30 protein-coding genes, 2 pseudogenes and 1 riboswitch are annotated in these 26,689 nt (G+C 31.4%); of the genes and pseudogenes, 5 read left to right on the top strand and 27 right to left on the bottom strand.

The window, feature by feature from the left end; genetic code table 11:
• A partial coding sequence (locus tag F1592_RS05565; RefSeq protein ID WP_149809752.1) for an arsenic transporter occupies positions 1–1,078 on the top strand: 1,078 nt, incomplete at its 5' end.
• Between the two features lie 17 nt (positions 1,079–1,095).
• Positions 1,096–1,491 (top strand): arsenate reductase (thioredoxin), encoded by a 396-nt coding sequence (gene arsC, locus F1592_RS05560; RefSeq protein ID WP_053017308.1) that lies wholly within the window; start codon positions 1,096–1,098, stop codon positions 1,489–1,491.
• Positions 1,492–1,566: 75 nt separating this feature from the next.
• Here the strand turns inward: arsC and F1592_RS05555 are convergent.
• The 19 genes and pseudogenes from F1592_RS05555 to F1592_RS05465 all read right to left on the bottom strand — a co-directional run.
• Positions 1,567–1,713: pseudogene (locus tag F1592_RS05555) on the bottom strand (transposase); the annotation flags it as partial.
• A 128-nt stretch (positions 1,714–1,841) separates the two neighbouring features.
• Positions 1,842–2,049, bottom strand: a pseudogene (locus F1592_RS14010) (hypothetical protein).
• Between the two features lie 55 nt (positions 2,050–2,104).
• Positions 2,105–3,082, bottom strand: coding sequence for an aromatic acid exporter family protein (locus tag F1592_RS05545; RefSeq protein ID WP_037536519.1), 978 nt, complete (start codon positions 3,080–3,082; stop codon positions 2,105–2,107).
• Between the two features lie 12 nt (positions 3,083–3,094).
• A complete protein-coding gene (gene brxB / locus F1592_RS05540; RefSeq protein WP_011275697.1) occupies positions 3,095–3,532 on the bottom strand; it encodes a bacilliredoxin BrxB in 438 nt (145 codons plus the stop codon).
• Between the two features lie 102 nt (positions 3,533–3,634).
• Positions 3,635–4,957 (bottom strand): dihydrolipoamide acetyltransferase family protein, encoded by a 1,323-nt coding sequence (locus F1592_RS05535; protein ID WP_107609909.1) that lies wholly within the window; start codon positions 4,955–4,957, stop codon positions 3,635–3,637.
• A 12-nt stretch (positions 4,958–4,969) separates the two neighbouring features.
• Positions 4,970–5,953 carry an alpha-ketoacid dehydrogenase subunit beta gene (locus tag F1592_RS05530; protein WP_053017314.1) on the bottom strand — a complete coding sequence of 328 codons (984 nt, stop codon included), beginning with the start codon at positions 5,951–5,953 and terminating at the stop codon, positions 4,970–4,972.
• Positions 5,946–6,947, bottom strand: a complete 1,002-nt coding sequence (locus tag F1592_RS05525) for a thiamine pyrophosphate-dependent dehydrogenase E1 component subunit alpha (RefSeq protein ID WP_037536525.1) — start codon at positions 6,945–6,947, stop codon at positions 5,946–5,948. The genes F1592_RS05530 and F1592_RS05525 overlap by 8 nt, the downstream gene beginning before the upstream one ends.
• 17 nt (positions 6,948–6,964) lie before the next feature.
• Positions 6,965–8,389 carry a dihydrolipoyl dehydrogenase gene (gene lpdA / locus F1592_RS05520; RefSeq protein ID WP_149809751.1) on the bottom strand — a complete coding sequence of 475 codons (1,425 nt, stop codon included), beginning with the start codon at positions 8,387–8,389 and terminating at the stop codon, positions 6,965–6,967.
• Positions 8,390–8,565: 176 nt separating this feature from the next.
• Positions 8,566–10,251 carry a DNA repair protein RecN gene (gene recN, locus F1592_RS05515; protein ID WP_149809750.1) on the bottom strand — a complete coding sequence of 562 codons (1,686 nt, stop codon included), beginning with the start codon at positions 10,249–10,251 and terminating at the stop codon, positions 8,566–8,568.
• A 15-nt stretch (positions 10,252–10,266) separates the two neighbouring features.
• On the bottom strand, positions 10,267–10,719 hold the full coding sequence (ahrC, locus tag F1592_RS05510) for a transcriptional regulator AhrC/ArgR (protein WP_011275691.1): 453 nt from the start codon (positions 10,717–10,719) through the stop codon (positions 10,267–10,269).
• Positions 10,720–11,015: 296 nt separating this feature from the next.
• Complete coding sequence (locus F1592_RS05505; RefSeq protein ID WP_053017319.1) at positions 11,016–11,897, bottom strand: polyprenyl synthetase family protein; 882 nt, start codon at positions 11,895–11,897, stop codon at positions 11,016–11,018.
• Positions 11,875–12,105: an exodeoxyribonuclease VII small subunit gene (locus F1592_RS05500; protein WP_011275689.1), complete on the bottom strand. Its 231-nt coding sequence runs from the start codon at positions 12,103–12,105 to the stop codon at positions 11,875–11,877. Before F1592_RS05500 ends, F1592_RS05505 begins: the two co-directional genes overlap by 23 nt.
• Entirely contained in the window at positions 12,098–13,435 is a 1,338-nt protein-coding gene (gene xseA, locus F1592_RS05495; protein WP_053041581.1) for an exodeoxyribonuclease VII large subunit, read from the bottom strand. Before xseA ends, F1592_RS05500 begins: the two co-directional genes overlap by 8 nt.
• Before the next feature lie 18 nt (positions 13,436–13,453).
• Entirely contained in the window at positions 13,454–13,840 is a 387-nt protein-coding gene (gene nusB, locus F1592_RS05490; RefSeq protein WP_053017324.1) for a transcription antitermination factor NusB, read from the bottom strand.
• A gap of 31 nt (positions 13,841–13,871) precedes the next feature.
• Entirely contained in the window at positions 13,872–14,231 is a 360-nt protein-coding gene (locus tag F1592_RS05485; protein WP_037536537.1) for an Asp23/Gls24 family envelope stress response protein, read from the bottom strand.
• 13 nt (positions 14,232–14,244) lie between these two features.
• On the bottom strand, positions 14,245–15,600 hold the full coding sequence (accC, locus tag F1592_RS05480; protein ID WP_037536540.1) for an acetyl-CoA carboxylase biotin carboxylase subunit: 1,356 nt from the start codon (positions 15,598–15,600) through the stop codon (positions 14,245–14,247).
• Complete coding sequence (gene accB / locus F1592_RS05475) at positions 15,600–16,085, bottom strand: acetyl-CoA carboxylase biotin carboxyl carrier protein (protein WP_037536543.1); 486 nt, start codon at positions 16,083–16,085, stop codon at positions 15,600–15,602. The genes accC and accB overlap by 1 nt, the downstream gene beginning before the upstream one ends.
• A 216-nt stretch (positions 16,086–16,301) precedes the next feature.
• The gene (efp, locus tag F1592_RS05470; protein WP_011275683.1) at positions 16,302–16,859 is read right to left on the bottom strand and encodes an elongation factor P; all 558 of its coding nucleotides are present in this window, start codon (positions 16,857–16,859) and stop codon (positions 16,302–16,304) included.
• 27 nt (positions 16,860–16,886) lie between these two features.
• Positions 16,887–17,945, bottom strand: a complete 1,059-nt coding sequence (locus F1592_RS05465) for a M24 family metallopeptidase (RefSeq protein WP_053017327.1) — start codon at positions 17,943–17,945, stop codon at positions 16,887–16,889.
• A 103-nt stretch (positions 17,946–18,048) separates the two neighbouring features.
• Here F1592_RS05465 and F1592_RS05460 point away from each other — a divergent pair, with 103 nt between their 5' ends.
• Positions 18,049–18,630 (top strand): hypothetical protein, encoded by a 582-nt coding sequence (locus F1592_RS05460; RefSeq protein ID WP_149809749.1) that lies wholly within the window; start codon positions 18,049–18,051, stop codon positions 18,628–18,630.
• Positions 18,631–18,644: 14 nt separating this feature from the next.
• Positions 18,645–18,860 carry an SA1362 family protein gene (locus tag F1592_RS05455; RefSeq protein WP_053017333.1) on the top strand — a complete coding sequence of 72 codons (216 nt, stop codon included), beginning with the start codon at positions 18,645–18,647 and terminating at the stop codon, positions 18,858–18,860.
• A gap of 43 nt (positions 18,861–18,903) precedes the next feature.
• Here F1592_RS05455 and F1592_RS05450 read toward each other — a convergent pair whose 3' ends face one another.
• Positions 18,904–19,734 (bottom strand): lipoate--protein ligase family protein, encoded by an 831-nt coding sequence (locus F1592_RS05450; protein WP_037536552.1) that lies wholly within the window; start codon positions 19,732–19,734, stop codon positions 18,904–18,906.
• A 151-nt stretch (positions 19,735–19,885) separates the two neighbouring features.
• Here F1592_RS05450 and F1592_RS05445 point away from each other — a divergent pair, with 151 nt between their 5' ends.
• On the top strand, positions 19,886–20,272 hold the full coding sequence (locus F1592_RS05445; protein ID WP_011275678.1) for a rhodanese-like domain-containing protein: 387 nt from the start codon (positions 19,886–19,888) through the stop codon (positions 20,270–20,272).
• 178 nt (positions 20,273–20,450) lie between these two features.
• Here F1592_RS05445 and gcvPB read toward each other — a convergent pair whose 3' ends face one another.
• From gcvPB to comGC, 7 genes are all read right to left on the bottom strand, one after another.
• A complete protein-coding gene (gene gcvPB / locus F1592_RS05440) occupies positions 20,451–21,929 on the bottom strand; it encodes an aminomethyl-transferring glycine dehydrogenase subunit GcvPB (protein ID WP_037536554.1) in 1,479 nt (492 codons plus the stop codon).
• Positions 21,916–23,268 (bottom strand): aminomethyl-transferring glycine dehydrogenase subunit GcvPA, encoded by a 1,353-nt coding sequence (gene gcvPA, locus F1592_RS05435; protein WP_053017335.1) that lies wholly within the window; start codon positions 23,266–23,268, stop codon positions 21,916–21,918. Before gcvPA ends, gcvPB begins: the two co-directional genes overlap by 14 nt.
• Positions 23,269–23,284: 16 nt before the next feature.
• On the bottom strand, positions 23,285–24,376 hold the full coding sequence (gcvT, locus tag F1592_RS05430) for a glycine cleavage system aminomethyltransferase GcvT (protein WP_149809748.1): 1,092 nt from the start codon (positions 24,374–24,376) through the stop codon (positions 23,285–23,287).
• A 76-nt stretch (positions 24,377–24,452) separates the two neighbouring features.
• Positions 24,453–24,568: riboswitch (glycine riboswitch) on the bottom strand.
• Positions 24,565–25,083 carry a shikimate kinase gene (locus F1592_RS05425; RefSeq protein WP_053017337.1) on the bottom strand — a complete coding sequence of 173 codons (519 nt, stop codon included), beginning with the start codon at positions 25,081–25,083 and terminating at the stop codon, positions 24,565–24,567. (Overlaps the previous riboswitch by 4 nt.)
• 159 nt (positions 25,084–25,242) lie before the next feature.
• Positions 25,243–25,734 (bottom strand): prepilin-type N-terminal cleavage/methylation domain-containing protein, encoded by a 492-nt coding sequence (locus F1592_RS14005; protein WP_053017343.1) that lies wholly within the window; start codon positions 25,732–25,734, stop codon positions 25,243–25,245.
• Positions 25,735–25,931: 197 nt separating this feature from the next.
• Positions 25,932–26,384, bottom strand: a complete 453-nt coding sequence (gene comGD, locus F1592_RS05405; protein WP_370444504.1) for a competence type IV pilus minor pilin ComGD — start codon at positions 26,382–26,384, stop codon at positions 25,932–25,934.
• On the bottom strand, positions 26,365–26,685 hold the full coding sequence (comGC, locus tag F1592_RS05400) for a competence type IV pilus major pilin ComGC (RefSeq protein WP_011275670.1): 321 nt from the start codon (positions 26,683–26,685) through the stop codon (positions 26,365–26,367). Before comGC ends, comGD begins: the two co-directional genes overlap by 20 nt.
• Positions 26,686–26,689 lie beyond the last annotated feature (4 nt).

The raw sequence follows: 26,689 nt of genomic DNA, 5'->3' as shown, positions 1-26,689 counted from the left end.
AGATGAGATTGGATTTTTTGAGTGGTCTGCGATACATATGGTCAAGGCTTCAAACGGTAATGGATTAAAAATGTTTGTTTTTATCATGATATTAGGGGCAATTGTAGCAGCATTTTTCGCAAATGATGGTGCAGCTTTAATCTTAACGCCCATTGTATTAGCGATGGTAAGGAATCTAGGATTTAATAAAAAAGTGATTTCCCCCTTTATTATTGCCAGTGGTTTTATTGCAGATACTACATCACTGCCCTTAATTGTAAGTAACTTAGTTAATATTGTTTCTGCAGATTACTTTGATATTGGGTTTATTGAGTATTTTAGTCGAATGATTATTCCTAATATATTCTCTTTGATTGCTAGTATCCTCGTTTTATGGTTATATTTCAGAAAATCTATACCTAAAAGGTTCGATACAGAAAATCTTTCAAATCCTAAAAATGTTATCAAAGATCCTAAATTATTTAAGCTTTCATGGATTGTATTAGCAATACTACTTGTGGGTTATCTTGTTAGTGAGTTTATTCAAATACCTGTATCAATCATTGCTGGTATCATTGCTCTTATCTTTGTAATATTAGCTCGTAAATCTAAAGCAGTTCATACAAAACAAGTAATTAAAGGAGCTCCATGGAATATTGTTGTATTCTCTATTGGTATGTACCTTGTTGTGTATGGACTAAAAAATGTTGGTATTACAACGATTCTTGGGGATGTCCTAACAGATCTTTCAAGTTATGGGTTATTCAGCAGTATCATGGGTATGGGCTTTATAGCTGCTTTCTTATCTTCAATTATGAATAACATGCCAACTGTTTTAATAGATGCAATAGCGATTGGTCAATCCAGCGCTACAGGAATATTAAAAGAAGGCATGGTTTATGCGAATGTCATAGGTTCTGATTTAGGACCTAAAATTACGCCAATTGGTTCTTTAGCAACATTATTGTGGCTACATGTCTTAACACAAAAAGGTGTAAAGATTTCGTGGGGAACATACTTTAAAACTGGAATTATCATTACTATTCCAGTCCTATTTGTAACACTCTTAGGTTTATATCTTACACTAATCATATTTTAAGAAAAGAGGCTTTAATTATGGATAAGAAAACAATTTACTTTATATGTACAGGAAACTCTTGTCGTAGCCAAATGGCTGAAGGTTGGGGAAAGGAAATATTGAGTGAAGATTGGAATGTCTATTCTGCTGGTATTGAAACACATGGTGTTAATCCTAAAGCAATAGAAGCTATGAAAGAAGTAGATATTGATATATCAAACCATACGTCAGACTTGATTGATAATGATATTTTAAAACAATCAGATTTGGTCGTAACATTATGTAGTGATGCAGACGATAATTGTCCTATTTTACCACCAAATGTTAAAAAAGAGCATTGGGGTTTTGATGACCCAGCAGGTAAAGAATGGTCAGAATTCCAACGTGTTAGAGACGAGATTAAATTAGCTATAGAAAAGTTTAAATTGAGATAATAATAAACACCTCTTATTAAATAAATAAGGGGGTGTTTTGCCATTTAAAGAACAAAATTTGTGCCATATAACTCCAAAGCTGACACATTGTTGTTTCAGCGGACATTCTGAACAATCATCACATTCATATAATTTAAAGTCTCGTTTAAAACCATTCTTATCATGGCGATAGGCATATCTTTTGAATCCTATTCTTTTATTGTTCGGACAAATGAATTCATCGAATTCGGTCTTAGGGATTGTTTCAACAATATCATTTACATGTCTTGAAATACCATTTGTTGGGATAAGAACTGAAGTTTATTAAATTATACGAAAGTGCCTTATTTTTTAAAGTAATGAATGAAAAATTACATATAAATACAAAGTATTTTGGCGAGACTCTTGAGGGAACAGGACAAGTTGAAGACTACAGGCTGAAGCTATCCCCTAAGAAGGGCCCCAACACAGAGAAACTGAGTTAATTAGTTTCTACAAGCAAAGCACGTTGGGCAAGCGAGCCAAGAATACGAAGTATTGTAAATAAAGAAGCCAGTAAATGAATTTATAAAAACTCATTTACTGGCTATTTTGCTAGGAATTATGTACCAGCCTTTTTTTATTTAATCACTAATTATATTTCATTGTGTAACCGTAGTGATCCAAATTGAGATTTAATGTTTAAATACTCTTCTAGTTCATTTAATATTTGCATCATACTTGAACGTGATTTTAAAGATTGATGAGATTTAGGAAGAGGTAATTCGTCTAGTGATAAACGGATTTCATACAGTGAATGTAATCGTAAAGCAGTATAATCATTACTATTTACGTTATTACCAATTTCTGACATTAAATGAGATACATCAGTCAGTAATGGGTCATCGACAGTAACTTGATTTAATAACGGTTTAATTCTGCGCAATAATTCAAGTTGTTCTTGTCTCATATCAAAATAGTGATAATATGAATTTTCATTTCTAATAAAATGATTTTTAACATCTCTAAATGCGATAGATTTGGCTTTTCGAATGTCTAATTGGAGTTTTTCGAAAGATAAAGTAAGATCATTATTATAATTTGAGCAAGCTTCGCTATATGTCATAAAGATTTCTTTGAAGCCTTTTTCTATATCTTTCTTAAAAGAAACTAATGTTTTGTCTAAACTTGGCATAATTAAATTCATGATGAATGCGATTCCTAGTCCAATAGTTAATAAGAGTAATTCATTTATGATTAAATGTAAATTAATCGTAGTTGCATTGAAAACATGTAATAATATAACACAACTAGTTACAACACCCTCTTGAACTTTCAACATAACAGTTATCGGAATAAATAATAATACAATTAATCCCAAAACAAGCGCATTCTGACCTAATAAGCTAAAAACCAATGAACCAAACATTAGAATTAGTATACAAGATACAAATCTTGATAAGATAGCTTGTACTGAGTGAACTTTAGTATGTTTAATACATAATACAATGAGGATAGCACTTGATGCATAATTATCAAGCCCCATCCATTTAGCTAAAATAACACCTAATGTGATACCTACTGCTGTTTTAAGCGTTCTAAATCCAATCTTATAAGGATTTAACTTTAACATTAGTAAATCCTCTTATCTTTCGTCGCAATATTTATCAAATAGGCCTTGTAACTGATTAATAACATCCATTACATCATGGCCTTCAATTTGATGACGTTCAATCATTTCAGTGATTTTACCATCTTTAATTAATGCAAATGATGGACTTGAAGGTGCATAACCCTCAAAATAGTCTCTAGCCTGTTGCGTAGCCTCTTTATCTTGTCCAGCAAATACTGTAACAAGTCTATCAGGTAGTTTATCATAATGTAATGCATGTGATGCTGCTGGACGTGCAATTCCTCCCGCACATCCACAAACTGAATTAACCATTACTAATGAAGTACCATTTTGTTGTAATACTTTATCAACTTCATCTGCAGTTGTTAATTGTTCATATCCCGCATTTTCAATTTCATTACGAGCTTGTTCAACCACGCCGTTCATATATAAATCAAAATTTAAATCCATTTTAATCACCTTTCAATCTTTTATTTATTCAATGCTATTCTACTAAATATAAGTGTTAGAGTTCAAATAGCTTGTCCAGGGAATATGATAAATCATTTTAAACTAGTAGATACTTGTATTTTCTACTGTGAATTGTTCAATACGTTCTTTAACTTGAGACATGAAGCGCCCTGTTTGAACACCATCAAGTATTCTATGATCAATTGAAATACACAAATTAACCATGCTTCTAATTGCAATCATATCATCAATAACGACTGGTTTTTTTACAATAGATTCTACTTGTAAAATCGCTGCTTGTGGATGATTTATAATTCCCATTGATGAAACGGATCCAAATGTACCAGTATTATTAACTGTAAATGTTCCACCAGACATATCTTCTTGTGATAGCTGTTTATTTCTTGCTTTAAGTGCTAGTTCATTTATCTCTCTAGCAATACCTTTGATTGATTTTTCATCAGCGTGTTTAATAACAGGAACATAAAGTTTATCTTCATCTGCTACAGCAATTGAAATATTAATATCTTTATGAAGAATAATTTCTTCTCCATCCCAGCTACTATTTAATAGTGGGTTTGATTTTAATGCTTCTGCAACAGCTTTTACAAAGAATGCAAAGAAAGTTAAATTATAACCTTCGTTCTCTTTGAACGAATTCTTATGATGATTTCTAGTTTTAACTAAGTTTGTTGCATCAACTTCAAGCATCATCCAACCATGAGGGATTTCAGTTACACTTGTCACCATGTTTTGAGCTATTGCTTTACGAACACCTTTGACTGGTATAGATTGACCAACTTGACTCTGAGTAGAATCTACGTTGGATTTCGTATGTTCGAAACTAGATAGTGCATTGTTATTTATTTTCGGTTCCTGATGACTTGAATTAATATAATTTTCAATATCTTTTTTAGTCACACGTCCTTCGAAACCTGTGCCAGGAACTAATGATAAATCAATATTATTTTCAGATGCAATTTTAAAAACTACTGGTGAATATCGACCATTATTAAGTAATGATGCCTGTGCATTTGTTTTAACAGAATGCTTTACTTCTTTATAAGAAGTATTATTTGAAGCCGATGCTGACGTTTCGACTGTTAAAGTATCATTACCATTTATATTTAAATTTGTCGAATCTTTAACGGTTTCAATATCGGTATTTTTAGTGTTGGTAGAATTATCTGTTTCAGAAGTTTCAATTTTACAAATAACATGATCTATTTGAACTGTTTCACCTTCTGAAACTAAAATTTCAGTGATAGTACCAGATACAGTTGAAGGTACTTCAGCAGTTACTTTATCAGTAATTACCTCACATAAGGGTTCATATTCATCAACATAGTCACCCACTGAAATAAGCCATTGCTCAATAGTACCTTCATGAACACTTTCGCCTAGTTTTGGCATTTTTATATCCATAACTTTTCCTCCTTAAAATTGTGCAAGTTCTCGCATTTTTTCTAAGATTTTATCAGGATTCATCATAACTTCATTTTCAAGATTAGGAGAAAATGGCATTGAAGGAACATCCGGTCCAGCTAATCTCATAATAGGTGCATCAAGTTCAAATAAACAGTTTTCAGCTATGATTGCAGAGACTTCTGACATGACACTGCCCTCTAGATTATCTTCTGTTACTAATAAAATCTTGCCATTAATTTTAGCACGTTCAATAATTGTTTCTTTATCTAGAGGATAAATAGTTCTCAAATCAACTATTTCAACACTAATACCATCTGCTGCTAAAATATCAGCAGCTTGCATACAATAATTTACACACAAACCATATGTAAATACAGTTATGTCATTCCCTTCACGTTTTACATCAGCTTTTCCAAGAGGAACTGTATAATAACCATCCGGCACTTCTTCTTTCAAGAAGCGATATGCTTTTTTATGTTCAAAGAACAATACTGGATCGTTTGACTCAATAGAGGATAATAATAATCCTTTAGCATCATAAGGAGATGAAGGTATGACAATAGTTAGCCCAGGTGTAGACGCAAAGATGCTCTCGATACTTTGAGAATGATATAAACCACCATGTACCCCACCACCAAAGGGTGCTCTGATTGTGATAGGACATTGCCAGTCATTATTTGAACGATAGCGCATTTTAGCTGCTTCACTAATAATCTGATTAACTGCAGGAAGTATAAAATCTGCGAATTGAATTTCTGCAATTGGTCGTTTACCAATCATTGCTGCTCCAATAGCAGTCCCTACAATATTTGATTCAGCCAAAGGTGTATCTATTACTCTTTCAACACCATATTTATCTTGAAGACCTCTAGTTGCACCAAAAACGCCACCTTTACGTCCTACATCTTCACCTAATATAAATACGTTATTATCAAGTTCCATGGCTAGGTCTTGCGCTTGTTGTATTGCTTCAATATAATTCATTTTACTCATTGCCCATACCTCCTTCTGGGTCATAAACAAATTGATATGTTTCTTCTACAGATGGATATGGCGCTTTTTCTGCATCTTTAGTGGCTTTATTAATAATTTCTTTATGCTCTTGCTCTATATTGTCTAACCATTCTTGATTAATAATCTCTTTTTCTAATAAATAATCTTTAAATTTAAGGTTACAATCATAAGTTTTTAATGCTTCTCTTTCTTCTTTCGTACGATATGTATCATCATCATCTGAAGAATGTGGCGTCATACGATGTGTTATAGCTTCAATTAGAGTGGCACCCTCACCATTTAGTGCACGTTCTCTAGCATCTTTCATAGCTTTATACATTGCTATCGGATCATCCCCATCTACTGTCTCACCATATATGCCATATCCTAAGGCTCTATCAGAAAGTTTTTCTGCAGCGTATTGTAATGTATTAGGCACAGATATCGCATATTTATTATTGATGATGACACAAACAAATGGTAATTTATGAACGCCTGCAAAGTTTAAACCCTCATGAAAATCTCCTTGATTTGAACTTCCCTCACCGACAGTTGCCGTAGCAATATTTGGTTTTTTATCCATTTTTAAAGCTAATGCAGCTCCAACTGAATGTGGTATTTGTGTAGCAACTGGAGAACTTTGTGATAATATGCCCTTTTCACGATGACTAAAGTGGGAGGGCATTTGTTTTCCTCCAGAATTAATATCATCCTTTTTTCCAAATGAAGCTAGCATTGTATCATATGGAGAAATCCCCATAAAAGTAACAAATGCTAAATCTCTATAATATGGAGATGAAATATCTCCTTCTTTCATAGCGTATGCCATTCCTATTTGTGTAGCCTCTTGTCCTTGTCCACTAACAACAAATGGAATTTTACCTGCGCGGTTTAATAACCATAATCGTTCATCTACTTTTCTACCTAAATCCATCCATTTATAGATTTCTTTAAGGTCTTCTTCTGAAAGTCCGACAGATTTATAATCAATCATCTTTATTGTTCCTCCTGTTAAACGTGTATTGCTCTATTTTCTACTTTCAATCCCAATTCCATAAGTACTTCTGATATAGAAGGGTGTGCATGTGTTGTCAGACCTAACTCAATTGCTGAACCATTCATAAATTGCAATAAAGAGGCTTCGTTGATTAATTCAGTAACCTGAGGACCTATCATATTAATACCGATAATTTCATTAGTTTCATCACTAATTATCAATTCACAAAATCCTCTGTCATTAGTAGTTTCCTCTATTACTGCTTTACCAATTGCATTAAAGCTTACTTTAAATGATTTGGTTTTAATGTTTTTGGCTTCGGCTGTTTCTTTATTGTAACCAATTGAAGCAACTTCTGGGTGTGTATATATGCATTTCGGCATCTTGTCATAATTTAGAGGTAGGCCATTGCCATTAAACATGTGTTCAACAGCAAGTATTGCCTCTTTAGAAGATACATGTGCTAATTGAAGCTTACCTATGCAATCACCTGCAGCATAAATATGCTTATCTTCAGTTTGTAAAAAGTCATTAACAAGTATATTACCGTTATAATCAGTTTTAATTTTAGTATTATTTAATCCTATATCATTAGTATTAGGCTTGCGACCAATTGATACTAAAACTTTTTCTACTTCTATAGTTTTATCTTTATTAACTTGTATAGTTACAGAATTAGAGTTGACTGTAACTGCAGATTCATTTAAAGCGCAATTTTCATAGAACGTTACTCCTCTTGCTATAAGTGATGTTTTTAGAAAATGTGCAATTTGAGCACTCTCATTAGGCAAGATTCGTTCACCTGCCTCTATCACACTAACATTTACACCTAAGTCAATTAATAAAGAAGCAAATTCAAGACCTATTACTCCACCGCCAATGATTGCTATGCTTGCAGGTAAATCAGTGAGTTGCAATATGTCATTACTAGATAGAACTGTATTGTGATTGAAAGGTAAGAATGGTAATTGAGTTGGTAGTGAACCTGTAGCTATCAATACATTCTGATTAGGTAATAATTCAGATTCCCCATTATCATATTCAACTGAAATGGTACCACTTTGAGGTGAGAAAATAGATGTCCCCATAATTCTACCTGTGCCATTAAATATATCTATGTGATTTTTCTGCATTAAACCCTCAATACCTTGATGCATTTGCTTAACAATTTTGTCTTTACGTTTCATCATAGATTTTAAGTCAAATGAATATTGACCAACATTCACACCGAAATGACCTGAATCTTTAACTGTTCTTAAAATTTCAGCAGATTTTAATAAAGCTTTTGTAGGAATACAACCTTTGTGAAGACAAGTGCCACCTAACAAAGATTTCTCTACTATAGCTACTTTTTTACCCAATTGTGATGCTCGAATTGCCGCTACATAACCAGCGGTTCCTCCACCTAAGATGACTAGGTCATATTGCTTTTCACTCATAATTTTACTCCTAACTTGCTTAGCGATTGGATTTAATAACGTTAATGTGTAAGTGACTTTAAATTTTAAATGAATTTAGTAACTCAATGAGTAGGTTTCATATAAAATTAAAATATTCATTTTATAATGTTAATATTTATTTTACAGCAAAAATAAATATTAATAAATTCAATGATTTACTTACTACTTTTTCTTTGATTTTGGCTAATCATTTCTTTTGCATTTTCTCTAGTTAATTCAGTAACACTAGCACCAGAAATCATTCGTGCGATTTCATCAATTTTATCATCATTTTCTAACTCTTTAACTTGAGTTGTTGTACGATCATCATTGGATGCTTTACTAATTAATAAATGGTGATCACTCATAGATGCAACTTGTGGTAAGTGCGAAATACATATTACTTGAATATATTCAGCTATATCTCTCATTTTTTCAGCCATTTTTTGAGCAGCTTGTCCTGACACTCCTGAATCTACCTCATCAAATAAAATTGCAGTTTGTCCCCTTGATTGTACAAAAATACTTTTTAGGGCTAGCATTATACGAGACAACTCACCGCCAGATGCAATTTTATTTAAACTTTTGAGTGGTTCCCCTTTATTAGGACTGATTAAAAACTCTACAAATTCTATACCATCAATTGTTGGTTTATCTAATAATTGGAATGAGATTTCTAAATTAGCATCTTTCATTTGTAAATTTTGTATTTCAGAAACGATATGATCTCTTAATGTTCGAGCTACTGTGCGACGCTCTCTAGATAACACTTTGCCTTTTGTCATCACTTCATCATATAATTGACTAATTTCCTCACGTAATTGTGATGTACTTTCTTCATAATTTTCGATTTTGGCTATTTCATTTTGAAGCTTATCTTTGTATGAAATTAATTCATTAATGTCTTTGCCATATTTTCTTTTAAGATTGTTTAATAAATTCATTCGTGATTCAAGCTCGTTAAGCATTTGCTCATCAAATTCAGTGTTTGACATTTCATCATATAACTCGTGCTTAGCATCTTCAAGCGTGTAATAAAATTGATCAATATCCTCTTTTAATTTACTAAATTTATCAGGCAAAATATCATCTATAGATTGTAAATGATTACTTAATTCATATAGTCTATCTGTAATTGCATGCTCATCAGTCAAAGTGACATGCGCATTATTAAGCGCCATGCTTAGTTTTTCGGAATTTTGAATTCTACGTATATCGACTTCTAATTGCTCAATTTCGCCCTCTTTTAAAGAAGCTTCTTCTAATTCTTCATATTGAAATTTCATTAAATCCAAACGTTGAAGTAACGCTTGGTCGGCAGACTCTAATTCTTCTAATTCCTTTGTTTTACTTTTATATTGATTAAACACATTTTGATATTTTTCTTTAGTTGATAAATACTTGGCTTCTGCATAATCATCTAATAATTTTAAATGATACTTCTGTTTAAGAAGTGTCTGTGTTTCATGTTGACCATGAATATCTAATAGTTCTTGCATCACTTTTCGCAAATCTTGAAGCGTAACAATTTGATTATTCAATCTACAAATACTTTTACCAGTGCTAAATATTTCTCTTTTTACTAATAAGAAGTCCTCGTCGATTTCTATATCAAGATTATGAAGTATATGAATAACATCTTTACTTTCATCTATATCAAATATGCCTTCAATAATCGCTTTCTTTTCACCATGTCGAACATAATCTGATGATGCACGCATTCCAATTAACTGACCAATCGCATCTATGATGATTGATTTACCTGAACCCGTTTCACCACTTAGAACTGTTAATCCATCTGAAAAATGAATTTCTAATTCATCAATAATTGCAAATTGTTTTATTGATAAGGTTTGTAACATGAATTCATCGCATCCTTATAATAAATTGAAAATTCTTGTTTTAATTGTATTACTTGCATCTTCATCTTTACAAATTAAAAGGCAAGTATCATCACCACATATAGTACCGAGTACTTCATCCCAATCGATTTGGTCTAGTATAGCGCCAATAGATTGAGCGTTACCAGGTAAGGTTTTTAAGACGAGTAGATTACCTGTACCTTCTATATTTACAAATGAGTCCATGAGATAACGACCCAATTTTTCTAATGGATGGTATTTTCGATCATTAGGCAAGCTATATACATACTGACCTGAGGGTGCAGGAACTTTGATTAATTGTAATTCTTTAATATCACGTGATACGGTAGCTTGCGTAACATTAAGGTCGTATTCATTAAGACGTTTTACTAGTTCGTCTTGAGTTTCTATTTGTTCGCTTGAGATAATTTCTCTAATCTTTATGTGTCTCACAGATTTTTTTGCCATTATGAACACTCCTAGTTTCGAATAATTATACAATGATTTTAACACATCATTTTTTTTACTACTACTATTGTTATTATGCATACGTAACTGACAACTCAATAATCGTAAATTGTTTTATTTAAATACTAATAGGTACAATTAGTTAATTTGTATAGAAAAAATGCATAAACAAATAAATAAATATGTAAAATAAAATTAGGATATAAATGTAATGCCACAATTTAAAATAGTGTACTAAAACACCCTTCAACGCCAATTTTTAAACAATAGCTTTGAAGGGTTAATATTAATGATAATTAATGATCACGTGTGTAGAAAAGCTCAACGATATCTAATAGAGGTTTAATATCATAGTGTGAAGAAAGTTGTTCTATTGATTCTATGGCAGCATCTCTATGAAAATTTAATTTATTTTCAGCACCATCTTTACCTAATAAAGAAACATACGTACTTTTGTGATTTTCGATGTCACTACCAACTTTTTTTCCTAATTTAGATTCATCACCATATACGTCGAGCAAATCATCTTTAATTTGGAACATCAAACCCATATGATTACTAAAATCTTCAAGAGCTTGTAATGTAGACTTATCTACTTTAGCAATATCAGCTGCACTTAATACTGCGAATTGAAGTAATGCTCCTGTTTTAGCTTTATGTATCTGTTCAAGCGTATCCAAATCAACAGGTTTATCTTCACTTTGCATGTCTAATGTTTGTCCTCCGACCATGCCTAAGTGGCCACTGTTATGCGCTAATCTGGAAAGTATTTTAACTTTAACATCAGATTCTAATAATTCATCATCAGCAATGATTTCAAATGCCTTAGTTAGTAGTGCATCACCAGCTAAAATAGCTTTCCATTCACCATAGACTTTGTGATTGGTAAGTTTACCACGACGGTAATCATCATTATCCATCGCAGGAAGATCATCATGAATTAAAGAATACGTATGAATCATTTCCAATGCCAATGCAGTTTTTTTACCTTTTTTATAATCTTGATTTAATACATCTAATGTTAAAAATACAAGAAGTGGTCTTATTCTTTTACCACCCGCATTGAGAGAATATTGCATACTTTCTTCTAGATTTGTATTTAGTGGTGAAGTTTCGATTACACCGTCAAGAGCGCTATTAATTTGATCAATTAATTCATTCATTGACTTCTTTGCCATTTTCTTCATCCTCTGCTTCATCTTTAATAAGTTGATTTACTTTCTTTTCAGCATCTTTAAGTGTTGCATCACATGTTGCTGAAAGTTTCATACCACGTTGATATAACTCTAATGATTCTTCTAATGATACAGTCTCGTTATCTAATTTTTGAACGATATTTTCTAATTCTTGCATCATTTCTTCAAAACTTTGTTGATCTTTACTCATGTTCACACCTAACCTTTTTAACAATGGCATCTACGCTACCATCTTTCATTGCTAATGTAATTTCATCATCTTTACTTAAATCCTGTGTACTTGTAATGACTTTATCATCTTTATTAATAATAGAATAGCCTCTCAACATAGTATTAGTAGGACTTAAATTATTTAATAGTTCAACTTTATTTTTGAGCTCTAATTTATTATTATGAATGTTTTTCATTGTTAGATTTGATAAACGATTTTTTACATTCATTAGTTGCTTATTATTTTGTAATATAGTTTGATTTAATGTTTTTACATTAAAATTCTGATGAAGAACTTTTAATTGATATTTTTTATTCTCAATTTTGGATAATAATAATTGAGTTAGTTGTCTTTCTAAATCATCTTTGCGTTGTATCTGTTGATCGTATAATAATGAGGGTTGTTTAAACTTATAATAAGATGCTAAATGATCTAGTTGTTTATGTTGTTTTTCAAGATACTGTTTAATATACCTTGATAATGAAAATTGGTATTGCTTAATTTGTTGCATCAATTCGTACTGATCTGGAGTCGCCATAACTGCAGCTTGTGTTGGTGTTGCTGCTCTGACATCTGCTACGAAATCACTGAGAGTAAAATCGGTTTCATGTCCAACAGCTGAAATAATGGGTGTTTGACACTCAAAAATCGCTTTAACAACATCTTCTTCATTAAAGTTCCATAAATCTTCTATAGATCCACCACCACGGCCTACAATAATAGTATCAACGCCAAGTGAATCAGCATATTTAATATTTTTTATAATATCCTCTTTGGCTTGTGTACCTTGTACTAAAGTACTTATTTGGATTTTTTCGGCCAAAGGATATCTACTATTTATTGTAGATTGAATATCTCTAATTGCGGCACCAGTACTAGCAGTTAAGATTGCGATTTTTTTAGGGAATCGAGGAATAGGCTTTTTATGTTCATTATTAAAAAAGCCTTCTTTTTTTAATTTTTGCTTTAATTGTTCTAACTTTTGATACAAGTTCCCTATACCATCTAATTCCATTTTATTCACATAAATTTGATAATTTCCACGTCGTTCATATACTGAAACACGTGCTTCTAAAAGAACTTCATCACCTTCTTTTGGCTCAAAAGTAAGCTGGTTCGCATTACCTTTAAACATCATTGCACTTATCACACTATCCTTATCTTTAACGTTGAAATAAAGATGTCCACTTGAATGTTTTTTAAAGTTAGAAAGCTCACCTTTTAGTAAGATAGATTGCAAATGTGGGTCCTGATCAAATTTATATTTTATATATTTCGTTAAAGTTGTAACGCTTAAGTATTCAGACATTGTCATCACTCAAATTAATTATTTTATGTTACTCAACACACCATTTATAAATTTATAATGCTCATCGTCGCTAAATTGCTTTGCTAATTCTACAGCTTCATTAATGATTACTTTTGGTGGTGTATCACTATGCAATAATTCAAATGTAGCCATTCGTAATATTATTCGGTCTGTTTTTAATAAACGTTGAAGTGACCAATCTTTAAGATGTGGCTTAATAGTATCATCTAGAACTGGTTCATGATCTTTAACACCTGTTACTAACCAGTGTATAAATTCAAAGTCTAATTCAGGCTCATCATCTTTTATGAAATTAATGGCTTCATTGATTGTTAATTCTGTGTCTTTCATTTCTAACTGAAACAAAGTTTGAAAAGCTTGCATTCTTGATTCTTTACGACTCATAAATAACTCCTTGTTAAATGTAATCTATATATTATTCGACAGTAATATGCATGATGTGAACGTTAATTTCTTTTGGCTCGATAGCAGTCATTGTTTTAATTGAGTTAAAAATAGATGTTTGAGTTTTACTTGCAAATTTTGAAATATTTATACCGTGCTTTATAGAGCAATATACATCAATTTGAATGCCATCTTCTTTAACATCAATTTTTAAATTTCTATTGAGGTTTTTACGACTTATTTTTTCAATGTTACTATTTTTCAATTCTGAAAAATGTCCAGTTACCCCTTCTACCTCTGAAACAGCTATACTTGCAACTACAGAAATAACTTCAGGTGCAATTTCAATTTTACCTAAGTTTGAATTTGAATAATCTGCTACTTTAACCATTTGGTTTAACCTCCTACTCCTCGTCGTCCATAATATTATATTGTTCTAAGAAGTTAGTATTAAAAGATCCACTTCTAAATATATCATTATTCATAAGTTTTAAATGGAAAGGAATTGTTGTATCGATTCCTAAAATTAAATACTCACTTAATGCTCTAATACCAGTCATAATTGCTTCATCACGAGTTGGTTCATGAACAATGAGTTTAGCTACCATAGAATCATAATATGGAGGAATTGTATAATTTGTATAACAAGCTGATTCGATTCTCACACCATATCCGCCTGGAGCTAGGTATTGTGTGATTTTACCAGGAGATGGCATGAAGTTCTTATATGGGTTTTCAGCATTTATACGATATTCAATTGCATGACCATTGATAGTAATATCTTCTTGAGTGTATGGCAGTGCTTCACCCATCGCAACTTTTAGTTGTAATTTTACTAAATCAATGCCAGTAACCATTTCAGTGACAGGATGTTCAACTTGAATACGTGTATTCATTTCCATAAAATAAAATTGATTATCATTTAAATCATATATAAATTCAATAGTACCTGCATTTTCATAATTAACTGCTTTTGCGGCTCTTATAGCTGCATTACCCATCTCTTCACGTTGTTCATCAGATAAAATAGGAGATGGTGATTCTTCGACTAACTTTTGCATGCGTCTTTGAATCGTACAATCTCTCTCTCCGAGATGAATGACATTTCCATGTTGATCTCCAATAATTTGAATTTCAATATGACGGAAGTTTTCAATAAATTTTTCAAGGTAAAGACCTCCATTACCAAAAGCAGTTTCTGCTTCTTGTTGAGTCATACGATAGCCATTCTCAAGCTCTTTCTCTGTTCTAGCCACTCGTATACCTTTTCCACCACCACCTGCAGTAGCTTTAATAATTACTGGATATCCAATTTCTTTAGCAATTTGTTTTGCATCCGAAATGGTTGTAACTAGCCCATCACTACCTGGAACAACTGGGACATTAGCTGCAATCATTTCTGCTTTTGCAACGTCTTTGATGCCCATTTTTTGGATAGACTCATAGCTAGGACCGATAAATTTCAATTGGCATGCTTCACACAACTCTGCAAAGTCACCATTCTCAGCTAAAAAGCCATATCCTGGGTGAATACCATCACAACCGGTTGAAGTCGCAATTGATAATATATTTGGAATGTTCAAATAAGAATCTTTAGACTGAGTTGGACCAACGCAATATGCTTCATCAGCAATTTGAGTATGTAACGCGTCTTTGTCTCCCTCAGAATAAATGGCAACAGTTTGTATGCCTAAATCATGACAAGCTCTAATGATTCTAACCGCAATTTCACCACGATTAGCGATTAAGATTTTTTTCATTATTTCACCTTAAATAACGGTTGGCCATACTCTACCATTTGTCCGTCTTCTACTAATATTTCAACTATTTCTCCAGAAACTTCAGCTTGTATTTCGTTAAATAATTTCATTGCTTCTAAGATGCACACTGTAGATTCATTGGTAACTTTATCTCCGACTTGAACATATGCATCTTCTTCTGGAGATGGCGATTTATAAAATGTACCTACCATAGGGGCATTGATTGTTTGGTATGATGAATCATCTGTATCGATTTGATCATTATTTTGTGGAACAGGTGATTCTGTTGCACCTTGATTTGGTGTTGCCATCGTTGATGCTGCTGGTGCTAATGGTGCTTGTTGTGTATATTGCGGTGTAATTATTTCTGTCTCTTTCTGTTTTTTTAGGTTGACTACACTACCTTTGTTATCTTCAATATTAATTTCAGTTAAACTTGATTGATCAAGAATTTCGATTAATTCTTTTATTTCTTTAAAATTCATAAGTTACTGACTCCTCGAATTAGTTTTCATCTACCAATCTATTTTACTTGACTGAACTTGCCAATTCAAGCATGTGTCATTTTAGGGAATTACATCTTACTATTTAATGCTTACTATTATTGATAAATGGACTTTTGTAATTTATATAAAATAATGATTTAGATATTAAAAAAAGTCTTTCCAATTAGTAATTAGAAAGACTTTAGCTACTGTCAACTAAGCTCTTGAGATATAGCTTCCGTCGCTAGTGTTAATAACTAATACATCACCTTCATTAACGAATAAAGGTACATTTAGAGTATAACCTGTTTCAACTGTAGCTGATTTAGTTGCTCCAGTGGCAGTATCACCTTTGATACCTGGCTCAGTTTCAGTAACTTCTAATTCAACAGTTTTAGGTAGTTCAACTCCGATTGTTTCACCTTCATATGATTGGATTTGAACTTCCATATTAGCTTTTAAATATTTTAATTCATCTTTTAAATAATCAGCTGATAATTCAGTTTGATCAAACGTCTCATTATCCATGAATACATGATTATCTCCATCAGCATATAAATATTGCATGCGACGATTTTCAATCATCGCTTGTTCAACTTTTTCCCCAGCTCTAAATGTCTTTTCTTGAATTGCACCTGTTCTTAAATTACGTAATTTTGAACGTACAAATGCAGAACCTTTACCTGGTTTCACATGTTGGAAATCGATAACTTTCCAAATGCCATTATCTACTGAAATTGTTAAACCTGTTTTAAAATCATTAACCGAAATCATTCAGTTTCCTCCTCAAATATGCGCTTTCTATAAAATAATAAGGTCTTTTGTACATTTAGTAAAGACTTCACAACCATTTTCAGTTATTAAAATGTCATCTTCTATGCGTACACCACCAAGACCATCAACATAAATACCTGGTTCAATAGTAACACAATTATTTGCTTCTATTATACCGTTTGCATTTTTAGATAATAATGGTCCCTCATGTATGTCTAAACCAATACCGTGTCCAAGAGAGTGGCCAAATGCTTCTCCATAACCGTGAGATTCAATATAGTCTCTTGATAACGCGTCAGCCTCAGCTACAGTCATTCCAGCTTTGATTTCATTTATTGCTTTAATTTGGGAATTGAGAACAATGTTATAAATATCTTTCATCTTAGGATCAGGTTCCCCAATAGCAAATGTTCTTGTTATATCAGAGCAATATCCTCTGTAATATGCCCCAAAATCAAGCGTAATCATATCGCCTTGCTCTATGACTTTATCGCTTGCTACACCATGAGGTAAAGCGCCTCTATAGCCAGATGCTACAATTGTGTCAAATGAAGGGCCATCTGCGCCTAATTCTAACATTTTAGCTTCTAATTTACTTTTTAATTCTCTTTCAGTCATTCCAACCTTTGCAATATCTAATACATAGTTATATGTATCATCAACTATTTTAGCAGCGTATTTGATCTTTTCTATCTCTTCGGGTGTCTTTATTTCCCTGATTTTTTCAATCTCATTGCCAATAGAGATTAATTGAGCTTTCGATTGATCTAATGTTTGGTATGTATCATAACTCACTAAGTGTCCCTCAAAACCAACATGATTGAATTGTTCATTATTAATAATTTCTACAATCGCTTCAATTAAACCACCACTGCGTTTGATGATGCTAAATTCAGTTGCTTGATTAGTTGCTTGTTCAATATATCGAAAATCAGTAATTAATTGATAGTTATTTTTTGAAATTATTAATGCACCACTTGTACCAGTGAAATCTGATAAATATCTACGATTATAATCTGATAAAATAACTAAAGCATCTAATTGTTGAACATCTAGTATGTCTTTAACTTTTGCTAATTTATTCATACAAATCACTCCTAGTATAACGTTTGTACATTTGCTCTATTTACATTAAAATAATAGCATAATTATTTTAGAAATAAAGAGATTTTGGTTTAGGGAGATTTTAATGAAAAAATTAATCGTTATAATTGGAGCTTCATGTTTATTGGTTGGTTGTGGCTTTCAAAATTTAGGACCATTGGAAGATAAGACAACCAAATTAAGAGATCAAAACCATAACTTGAAGTTAGATATTCAACAGCTAAATCAAGATATAAGTAATCAAAAAGCACAAGTTGAGGCTCTTAATAAAGATAAAAAAAATGTTTCCAAAACAGTTGATAATAATAAAGAAGCCAAATTTTTAGATGCTTCGTCTAAATATTATCAAGATATTACTAAAGTTATTAGTAATTATAATCAGTTGGATTTGTCTAAAAATAAGAAAGAAGACAAAAAGCAAAATCTTGAAAAATTAAATACTATTGCTAATGGTATTGATGATGCTTATGGTAAATATAAGGGTGCCGTGACTAAAAAAGATTTATCTAGTGCAAATAAAAGGGAAGATAAAAATATTAGACAAATTAACAAAGAGTTACAATCGGCATTTAAAGATATTAAGAGCGGATATGAAAATAATAATACGAATAAGTTGAATAAAGGCAAGACTAAACTATCTCAAGTGAACATGTCTAACAATTCATAATAGGAGTTTTTGATTTGAAAAATATATTGTTTTATTTAGTAATTTTAATTGCTGCAATTGGCTTGATTTTGAATTTAAATGTATTTATAATGTCTTTTGCTAAAACGATTTTCACCTTTTTAATCATTGCGGTAATTATTTATTTAATATACTATTTCTTTTTCTTAACTGAAGATCAACGTAAATATAGAAGAGCAGCAAGAAAATATAAAAAGAGAAATAGAAAATAAAAATAATCATAGGATGACCAATTATTAGCCATCCTATGATTTTTTATTTTTTATATAACCATTCATCAGAACGATATTTTTCTTCTAATTCTTTTACTTCTTTTATTTGTTCATCTGATAAAGTAAGTGGTTTAAATTCTATGTTTAACCCCTTTTTAAATCCTTCTTCAAATGCTTTTTCCATCTCTTCAATTGATATATGTCTATCAGCAATATCATTAATCGCTACAGCTTTATCAACAAACGCTTTTTTCATCTTATCTTTTAGACGATCATTTTTAAAAATGAACATATCGAAAAGCTCATCAACGTTAACATCTTGTAATAAAGAACCATGTTGTAAAATAACGCCTTTTTGTCTAGTTTGAGCGCTTCCTGCAATTTTTCTGCCTTCAACAACTAATTCATACCAACTAGGTGCATCAAAACAAACAGCACTTCGAGGTTGTTTTAATTTTTCTCGTTCTTCTTTGGAACGTGGAATCGCAAAATATGCTTCAAAACCTAATAATTTAAATCCTTCAAGTAATCCTTCAGAAATGACACGATATGCTTCAGTTACGGTAGAAGGCATATTAGGATGTTCTTCCGAAACAATAACACTATATGTTAATTCTTTATCATGAAGAACCCCTCTACCACCAGTTTGTCTTCTTACTAATCCAAATCCTTTTTCATTAACTTTATCAATGTCAATTTCTTTCTTTAATCTTTGAAAATACCCTACAGATAACGTTGCAGGATTCCAAGTGTAAAATCTGACAACAGGGTCAATTTCCCCTCTTGATACGAAGTTTAAGAGTGCTTCATCCATTGCCATATTATAATATGGATCATGGCTTCCTGTATTTATAAAATTCCATGTCTCTGTCATAAAATAATCTCCAATCACAACATATAATTATCTATAGAAAAATATTAAATTTTACATATAAATCTTTGATAAAAATAGCCAATAAAAAATTTTGATAAATTTAGCTAACAGCCTTATAATTATAATATCGGTTAATTAGGGAGGATGCAATATGAATGTATCTTTGATTATAGCTTTAGCTATTATAGTCATAATAATTTTATATATGCTTGGAAATTGGTTTATGAATAAACGAGCAGTCACTGAACTTGAGCAGAATGAATTTCACAAAGGTTTAAGAAAAGCTCAAGTGATTGATGTTCGTGAGAAAGTAGACTATGATTACGGACATATTAACGGCGCTCGTAACATTCCAATATCAATGTTTAGTCAAAGATATCAAGGTTTACGTAAAGATCAACCTATTTATCTTTGTGATGCAAACGGTGTTGCAGGGTATCGTGCAGCACGTATCCTTAAAAAAAATGGCTATAAAGATATTTATATGTTAAAAGGTGGATACAAAAAATGGACAGGTAAGATTAAAACTAAAAAATAATCTCTTGTCTTCTTACTAACTCTTAAAGATGTTCTTTAAGAGTTTTTTTAATATTTATGTGACAATCATTTAGAAACGTTTTCTAAATATAGAATAAACATAAAATATTTCACATAAGTTTAAAATAAGGAAGACCCTGTAATCAATTAAATTGGTTACAGGGTCAAAGTTTTAAATATTATTCTTTTTCTTCATGTAGATTATCAAACTTTAAAACAGGCTTACGCGCAGCTGTAGTTTCATCTAATCTATCAATTATTGTACTATGTGGTGCTTCTAATACTTTATCTGGATCATTTTTAGCTTCTTCAGCTATTTGAATCATAGCATCGATAAAGTAATCTAACGTTTCTTTAGATTCTGTTTCAGTTGGTTCAATCATCATACCTTCCTCAACGTTGAGTGGGAAGTAGATTGTTGGTGGATGAACACCAAAGTCTAATAAACGTTTTGCCATGTCTAATGTACGGACACCATGTTCTTTTTGTTTAGAACCACTTAATACGAATTCATGTTTACAATATTGTTCATATGGAATTTCATAGTGGTCTTTTAAGCTAGCTTTAATATAGTTAGCATTAAGAACTGCTGCTTCAGAAACCTCTCTTAAACCTTCAGCACCCATAGTTCTGATATATGTGTATGCTCTTAAGTAAATACCAAAGTTACCGTAGAATGGTTTTACACGTCCAATTGAGTTTTTAATATCATTATCGTATTTAAAAGTATCTCCATCTTTGATTACCATTGGTTTTGGTAAATAACTAGCTAATTCTTTTTTTACACCAACTGGACCTGAACCTGGACCACCGCCACCGTGTGGACCAGTGAAAGTTTTGTGTAAGTTTAAATGTACCGCATCAAATCCCATATCTCCAGGTCGTACTTTATCCATAATGGCATTTAAGTTTGCACCGTCATAGTATAATAATCCGCCTGCTTCATGTACAATTTCACGGATTTCCATGATGTTTTTCTCGAAAATACCTAAAGTGTTAGGATTAGTTAACATAATTGCAGCAGTATTTTCATTAACAACGCGTTTTAAGTCTTCGATATCAACTTCACCACGTTCATTTGATTTAACTGTAACAGCTTTAAAACCAGCAAATGACGCAGATGCAGGGTTTGTACCATGAGCTGAGTCAGGAACAATAACTTCGTCACGATGACCTTCACCATTATCTAAATGATACGCTTTGAAAATCATTAAAGCAGTCCACTCACCATGAGCACCTGCAGCTGGTTGTAATGTAACTTCATCCATACCAGTAATTTCTTTAAGTTCTTCTTGTAAACTATACACAATTTCTAAAGAACCTTGAACTTGCTCTTCTTCTTGTAAAGGATGTGACTCTGCAAATCCAGGTATGCGAGCAACTTTTTCATTGATTTTAGGATTATATTTCATAGTACATGATCCAAGTGGATAAAAACCTGAATCTACACCAAAGTTTTTATTTGATAATTCAGTATAATGACGAACTAAATCTAATTCTGCAACTTCAGGAAACTCTGCTTTATTTTTACGGATAAATTTATCATCAAGAATACTTTCAACTGAATCTGTTTTTATATCGCTTTGAGGTAATGAGTATGCATATCTACCTTCTCTAGATCTTTCAAAAATTAATGGACTTGATTTACTTACTACCATTTAGCTCACCAGCTTTCTTAACAAATGTATCAATTTCATCTTTGGTTCTTAATTCAGTAACAGCAATTAACATATGATTTTCGAAATCTGCTGAGGCTTCACCTAAATCAAAGCCTCCAATGAAACCATGTTCTGCTAATTTTTTATTTATATCTTTGATTGGTTGATCGAATTTGACAACAAATTCATTGAATGAAGTACCATCAAGCACTTCAAAACCGTTGTCTTTAAATTGATTTTTAGCATAATTTGCGTGTTCTAAGTTTTGAACTGCAATGTCGTAAATACCTTGTTTACCAAGAGCTGACATAGCAATTGATGATGCAAGTGCGTTTAATGCTTGGTTTGAACAGATATTAGAAGTGGCTTTATCACGACGAATATGTTGTTCACGGGCTTGTAAAGTTAAAACGAATCCACGGTTACCTTCATCATCTTGTGTTTGTCCTACTAATCTACCAGGCACTTTACGCATTAATTTTTTTGTAGTTGCGAAATAACCACAGTGTGGTCCACCAAATTGTGCTGGTATACCAAATGGTTGTGTGTCTCCTACTACAATATCAGCACCAAATGAACCTGGAGGTGTCAATAGGCCTAATGCTAATGGATTAGCATAAACGATAAATAATGCTTTTTTGCCTTCAATAAATGATTGGATTTTTTCTAAGTCTTCCACTGAACCATAGAAGTTTGGATATTGAACTGCTACTGCAGCAGTTTCATCGTCTACAGCCTGTTCTAATTTTTCTAAGTCTGTAATTGTTCCATCTAAATCAACTTCAACAATTTCAAATTCTTCTCTAACTTTAACGTAAGTTTTTAACACTTGAAGTGCTTGATAATGAAGACCTTTAGATACTACAATTTTATTTTTCTTAGTATGATTAAATGCTAAAATACAAGCTTCAGCAAAACTAGTAATACCATCATACATAGATGAGTTAGCTACATCCATATCTGTTAGTTCACAAATTAATGTTTGGAATTCAAAAATCGCTTGTAATTCACCTTGTGAAATTTCTGGTTGATATGGTGTATATGCTGTATAGAATTCAGAACGTGAAATCATTGCATCTACAACAGCTGGAGCATAATGGTCATAAACGCCAGCACCTAGGAAAGATGCATGAGTTTCTTTAGTTACGTTTTTATTTGCAACTGTATTAAGTCTTCTTAATAAAGAAGTTTCAGCTTCACCACTAGCAATATTTAAATCTCTATTTAGTAAAATATCTTTTGGCACATCTCCGAACAATTCATTAATTGAACTTGCGCCAATTTTATCTAGCATTTCTTTTTTATCTTTTTCAGTTAATGGTATATAACGATGACTCACAATACACACCCCTTAATTATTTTTCAATTTGGTTTTTCTTAACAATTTTAGCTTTAAGCTGTCTTTTACGTACTTGAACTAATAATTCACGGCCCATTTCAAATTCATCTCGCTTAATAATTGCCATAGCGATTGATTTACCTGAAGATGGTGCTTGTGTTCCTGAAGTAACTTCCCCAATTTCGTTACCATCAAGGTCTAAAACAGGATAACCAGTTCTTGCAATTCCTTTATCAAGTAACTCTAAGCCAACAGTTCTACGTTCTGAACCATTTTCTTTTTGGTCTTTTAACACTGATTTACCGATGAAGTCTTCTTCAATCAGTGGTTTAGCAGCAAAAGCAATTCCGCCTTCATAAGGTGTGATAGATTCTGTTAAATCTTGACCATGTAATGGAAGGCCAGCTTCTAATCTTAATGTATCACGTGCACCGAGACCGCATGAAACTACATTATGTTCAATGAAGCCGTTCCAAATGTCTACTGTGTCTTTTGCTTCACAATAGATTTCAAATCCGTCTTCACCTGTATAACCAGATTGAGATAAGATAACATTTTTTCCAAATAGAGTAACGTTTTGTTGGAAATCAAATGGTTTCATTTCACTTACATCTATATCAACTAACCCGCTTACCAAATCTCTTGCTTTAGGACCTTGAACAGCTAACTGACCGAATTGATCAGATACATTTGATACTTCAACATCAAATTTAGGTGCATGTTTTTGTACCCAAGCAAAATCTTTATCTGTATTTGCAGCGTTAACAATTAATAGATAATCATTGTCGCCAATTTTATATGTTACTAAGTCATCAATAATACCGCCTTCTTCGTTACATAAAGCAGTATATTGAGCTTTAGTATCAGTAAGGTTGTTAGTATCGTTTGAAAGTAAGTATTGGACAAATTTACTTGCATCATTGCCTTTTATAGAGATTTCTCCCATATGGCTTACATCGAACATACCTACTTCATATCTAACTGCATTATGTTCTTCTTTGATACTTGTAAATTGAACAGGCATTGCCCATCCACCGAATTCTACTATTTTTGCACCACTGTCAACATAATTTTGATACAATGGTGTTTTTTTTAATTCGCTTGTCATTAGAAAACCCCCTATAATTTTTATAAAAAACAGAGTAGCAAATAGCTACCCTGTTTATACACTTAATCCAGGAATGCGTAGCAGTATTATCCTTTTGCCTGAGAGTTTAGTAGTTAACTTGCACCTTCGGCGATAAAAATTATTGTACTTAAATTTAAGTAATATATTTTTATTCTCTCTAATACTGATCAACCGCAAGTAAGATAATTTATAATCTCATTATAAATTTCTCTGATTGTTTTATCACTATTCACTTTCATGAATGCGATTTCATTATATCTTGAAATCCTTGATAAATACAAGTTATTTAACTGTTTTTTGGATTTATCAATTGCATTTGGTCTATGATTGTCGTTTAATACTCTCTTGAAGATAACATCAATGTCACAATCTAGCCAAAAAATGTATTTATACTGTTTCAAATGATTTAGTGATTCACTATATTCGATAACACCACCACCAGTTGCAATAACATCGTATTTTTTTGTGCATTCAGTTAAATAGTTATATTCTATCTTCCTAAAACCGATTTCTCCAACTTCTTCAAAGATTTCCGGTATTGTTTTATTTTCCTTAATTTCTATGTATACATCTAAATCTATGAAACTTAATTGATTTTCTAATGATAAGTATTCTCCAATAGTACTTTTACCTGTGCCCATAAAGCCGATAAGAATTATTGGCGAATTTTTTTTGTTCAATAGCATCACCTTTTTTCAAATAGTTGATATATCTTCAAATCATAATAACTATTAATGTTATGAATTGTCTTCAATTTTAAACTATATTGAGTTGTATAAAAAGAGATGATTGATAAATATATGATAAATATGAGCATAGTATATATGCTTATAAAACCTTTATAGTTATAAGTAAAGTGTTTTGTCATAGAAATTCTCCCTATTTCCAATCCTTAGAGACACTTCTATAATTCCTTTATGATTAGAAATGAACTTCGCATTTAAAACATTATTTAGTAGTGTAATATTCCCTCTATTGTTATTTACAAAAATAATTTTGTGATTTTGATATTTAATGAAACTATTTTGATTTTGTTGTTTGAGTAAAATTGAATGTTCATCAATTAATTTTAAAGAAGTTGCTTTAGAATTGGTCATTTTATTAAGGTCCAATTGAAAAAATGAATATTCTAATTGGTCAAATTCATAGGCCGCACTTAAGTAAGTATCAGTCAAACGAAATAGATGGGGTATTATAGTTAAAATAATTATAGTAATTAATAAGGATATTAGCATTTCTATAAATGTAAATCCTTTAGTTACTGAGCTGAACACAGACCTTATTCTTAGATAAACTATTATTATTGCATATTGTATTTTTATAAATTTTAATTTCATATTTTCCTATAGTTATCCCCTTCTTTAATTCTTTAATACTATAATGTTTTTGGCTTGTGATAATAGCACTTTTCATATCTAAAATTTCGTATTGATTACGTATATTGAAATTTAATTGTTGTAATAGAGGTAAGAATATTAAAGTAATAAAAGTTAGAATCAAAAAGCCTAATAAACTATCAATTAATAAACTTCCCCTAATTTGATAATTTAACAAATCTTATCCTTCCTTTATCAATGTTAAAAATTACTCTGTAAATATTCTCTTTAGCTTTCAAAATGATTGATCCAAAACGATTGATTTTACCTTCATTATTGAATGTTATGGTGTGTACTTTTGCAACTGAAATAATTTTAGTGCCAAATAATCCTAATTTGTATTTATTTCCATTTTGTTCAATAATATTCATTTCTGTGGCTTGTTTGCTAAATACAATTGTAATTGATTGGTTCTCAGCAATTGCTTTTGATTTTATATACTCTAATTGGGTGATAATATTTTTTACTTTTAATTCACTTTCGATTAAATCTAATTTAGTTTTTGTATAAATGCTTGGGGAAATCATAATAATTATTATTAAAATTAATAAGGTAAGCAATGTTTCAAGAAGAGTAAACGCATTAATTTTACTAGTTCGCAATAGCCTCACCATTAGATATTGTAATTGTTTCTCCCGATCTGCATTGTTTTTGTCCTTCTTTTATAAGGCCATCATTTATAAGATCATTTATATTAGAAGGTGTTCGATTATGTTTTAATGTATATGCTTCTATTTGACTATTTATCATTTTGACTTGAGCTTCACAACCTGTGGACTGGATATGAGCTGTTTGTTTTGCAATGTTTGGAATAATTAATATTAGTAATACGCTGATAATTAGTAATACTAATAACATTTCTATTAGAGTAAAGGCTTTTAACTTTTTTAAATTTTCAAAGTGATTCTTCATATTA

It is taken from the genome of Staphylococcus sp. GDX7P312P, from assembly GCF_008385775.1.
GTDB classification, from domain to species: domain Bacteria; phylum Bacillota; class Bacilli; order Staphylococcales; family Staphylococcaceae; genus Staphylococcus; species Staphylococcus haemolyticus.
This window is presented reverse-complemented; position numbering and strand designations above follow the sequence as displayed.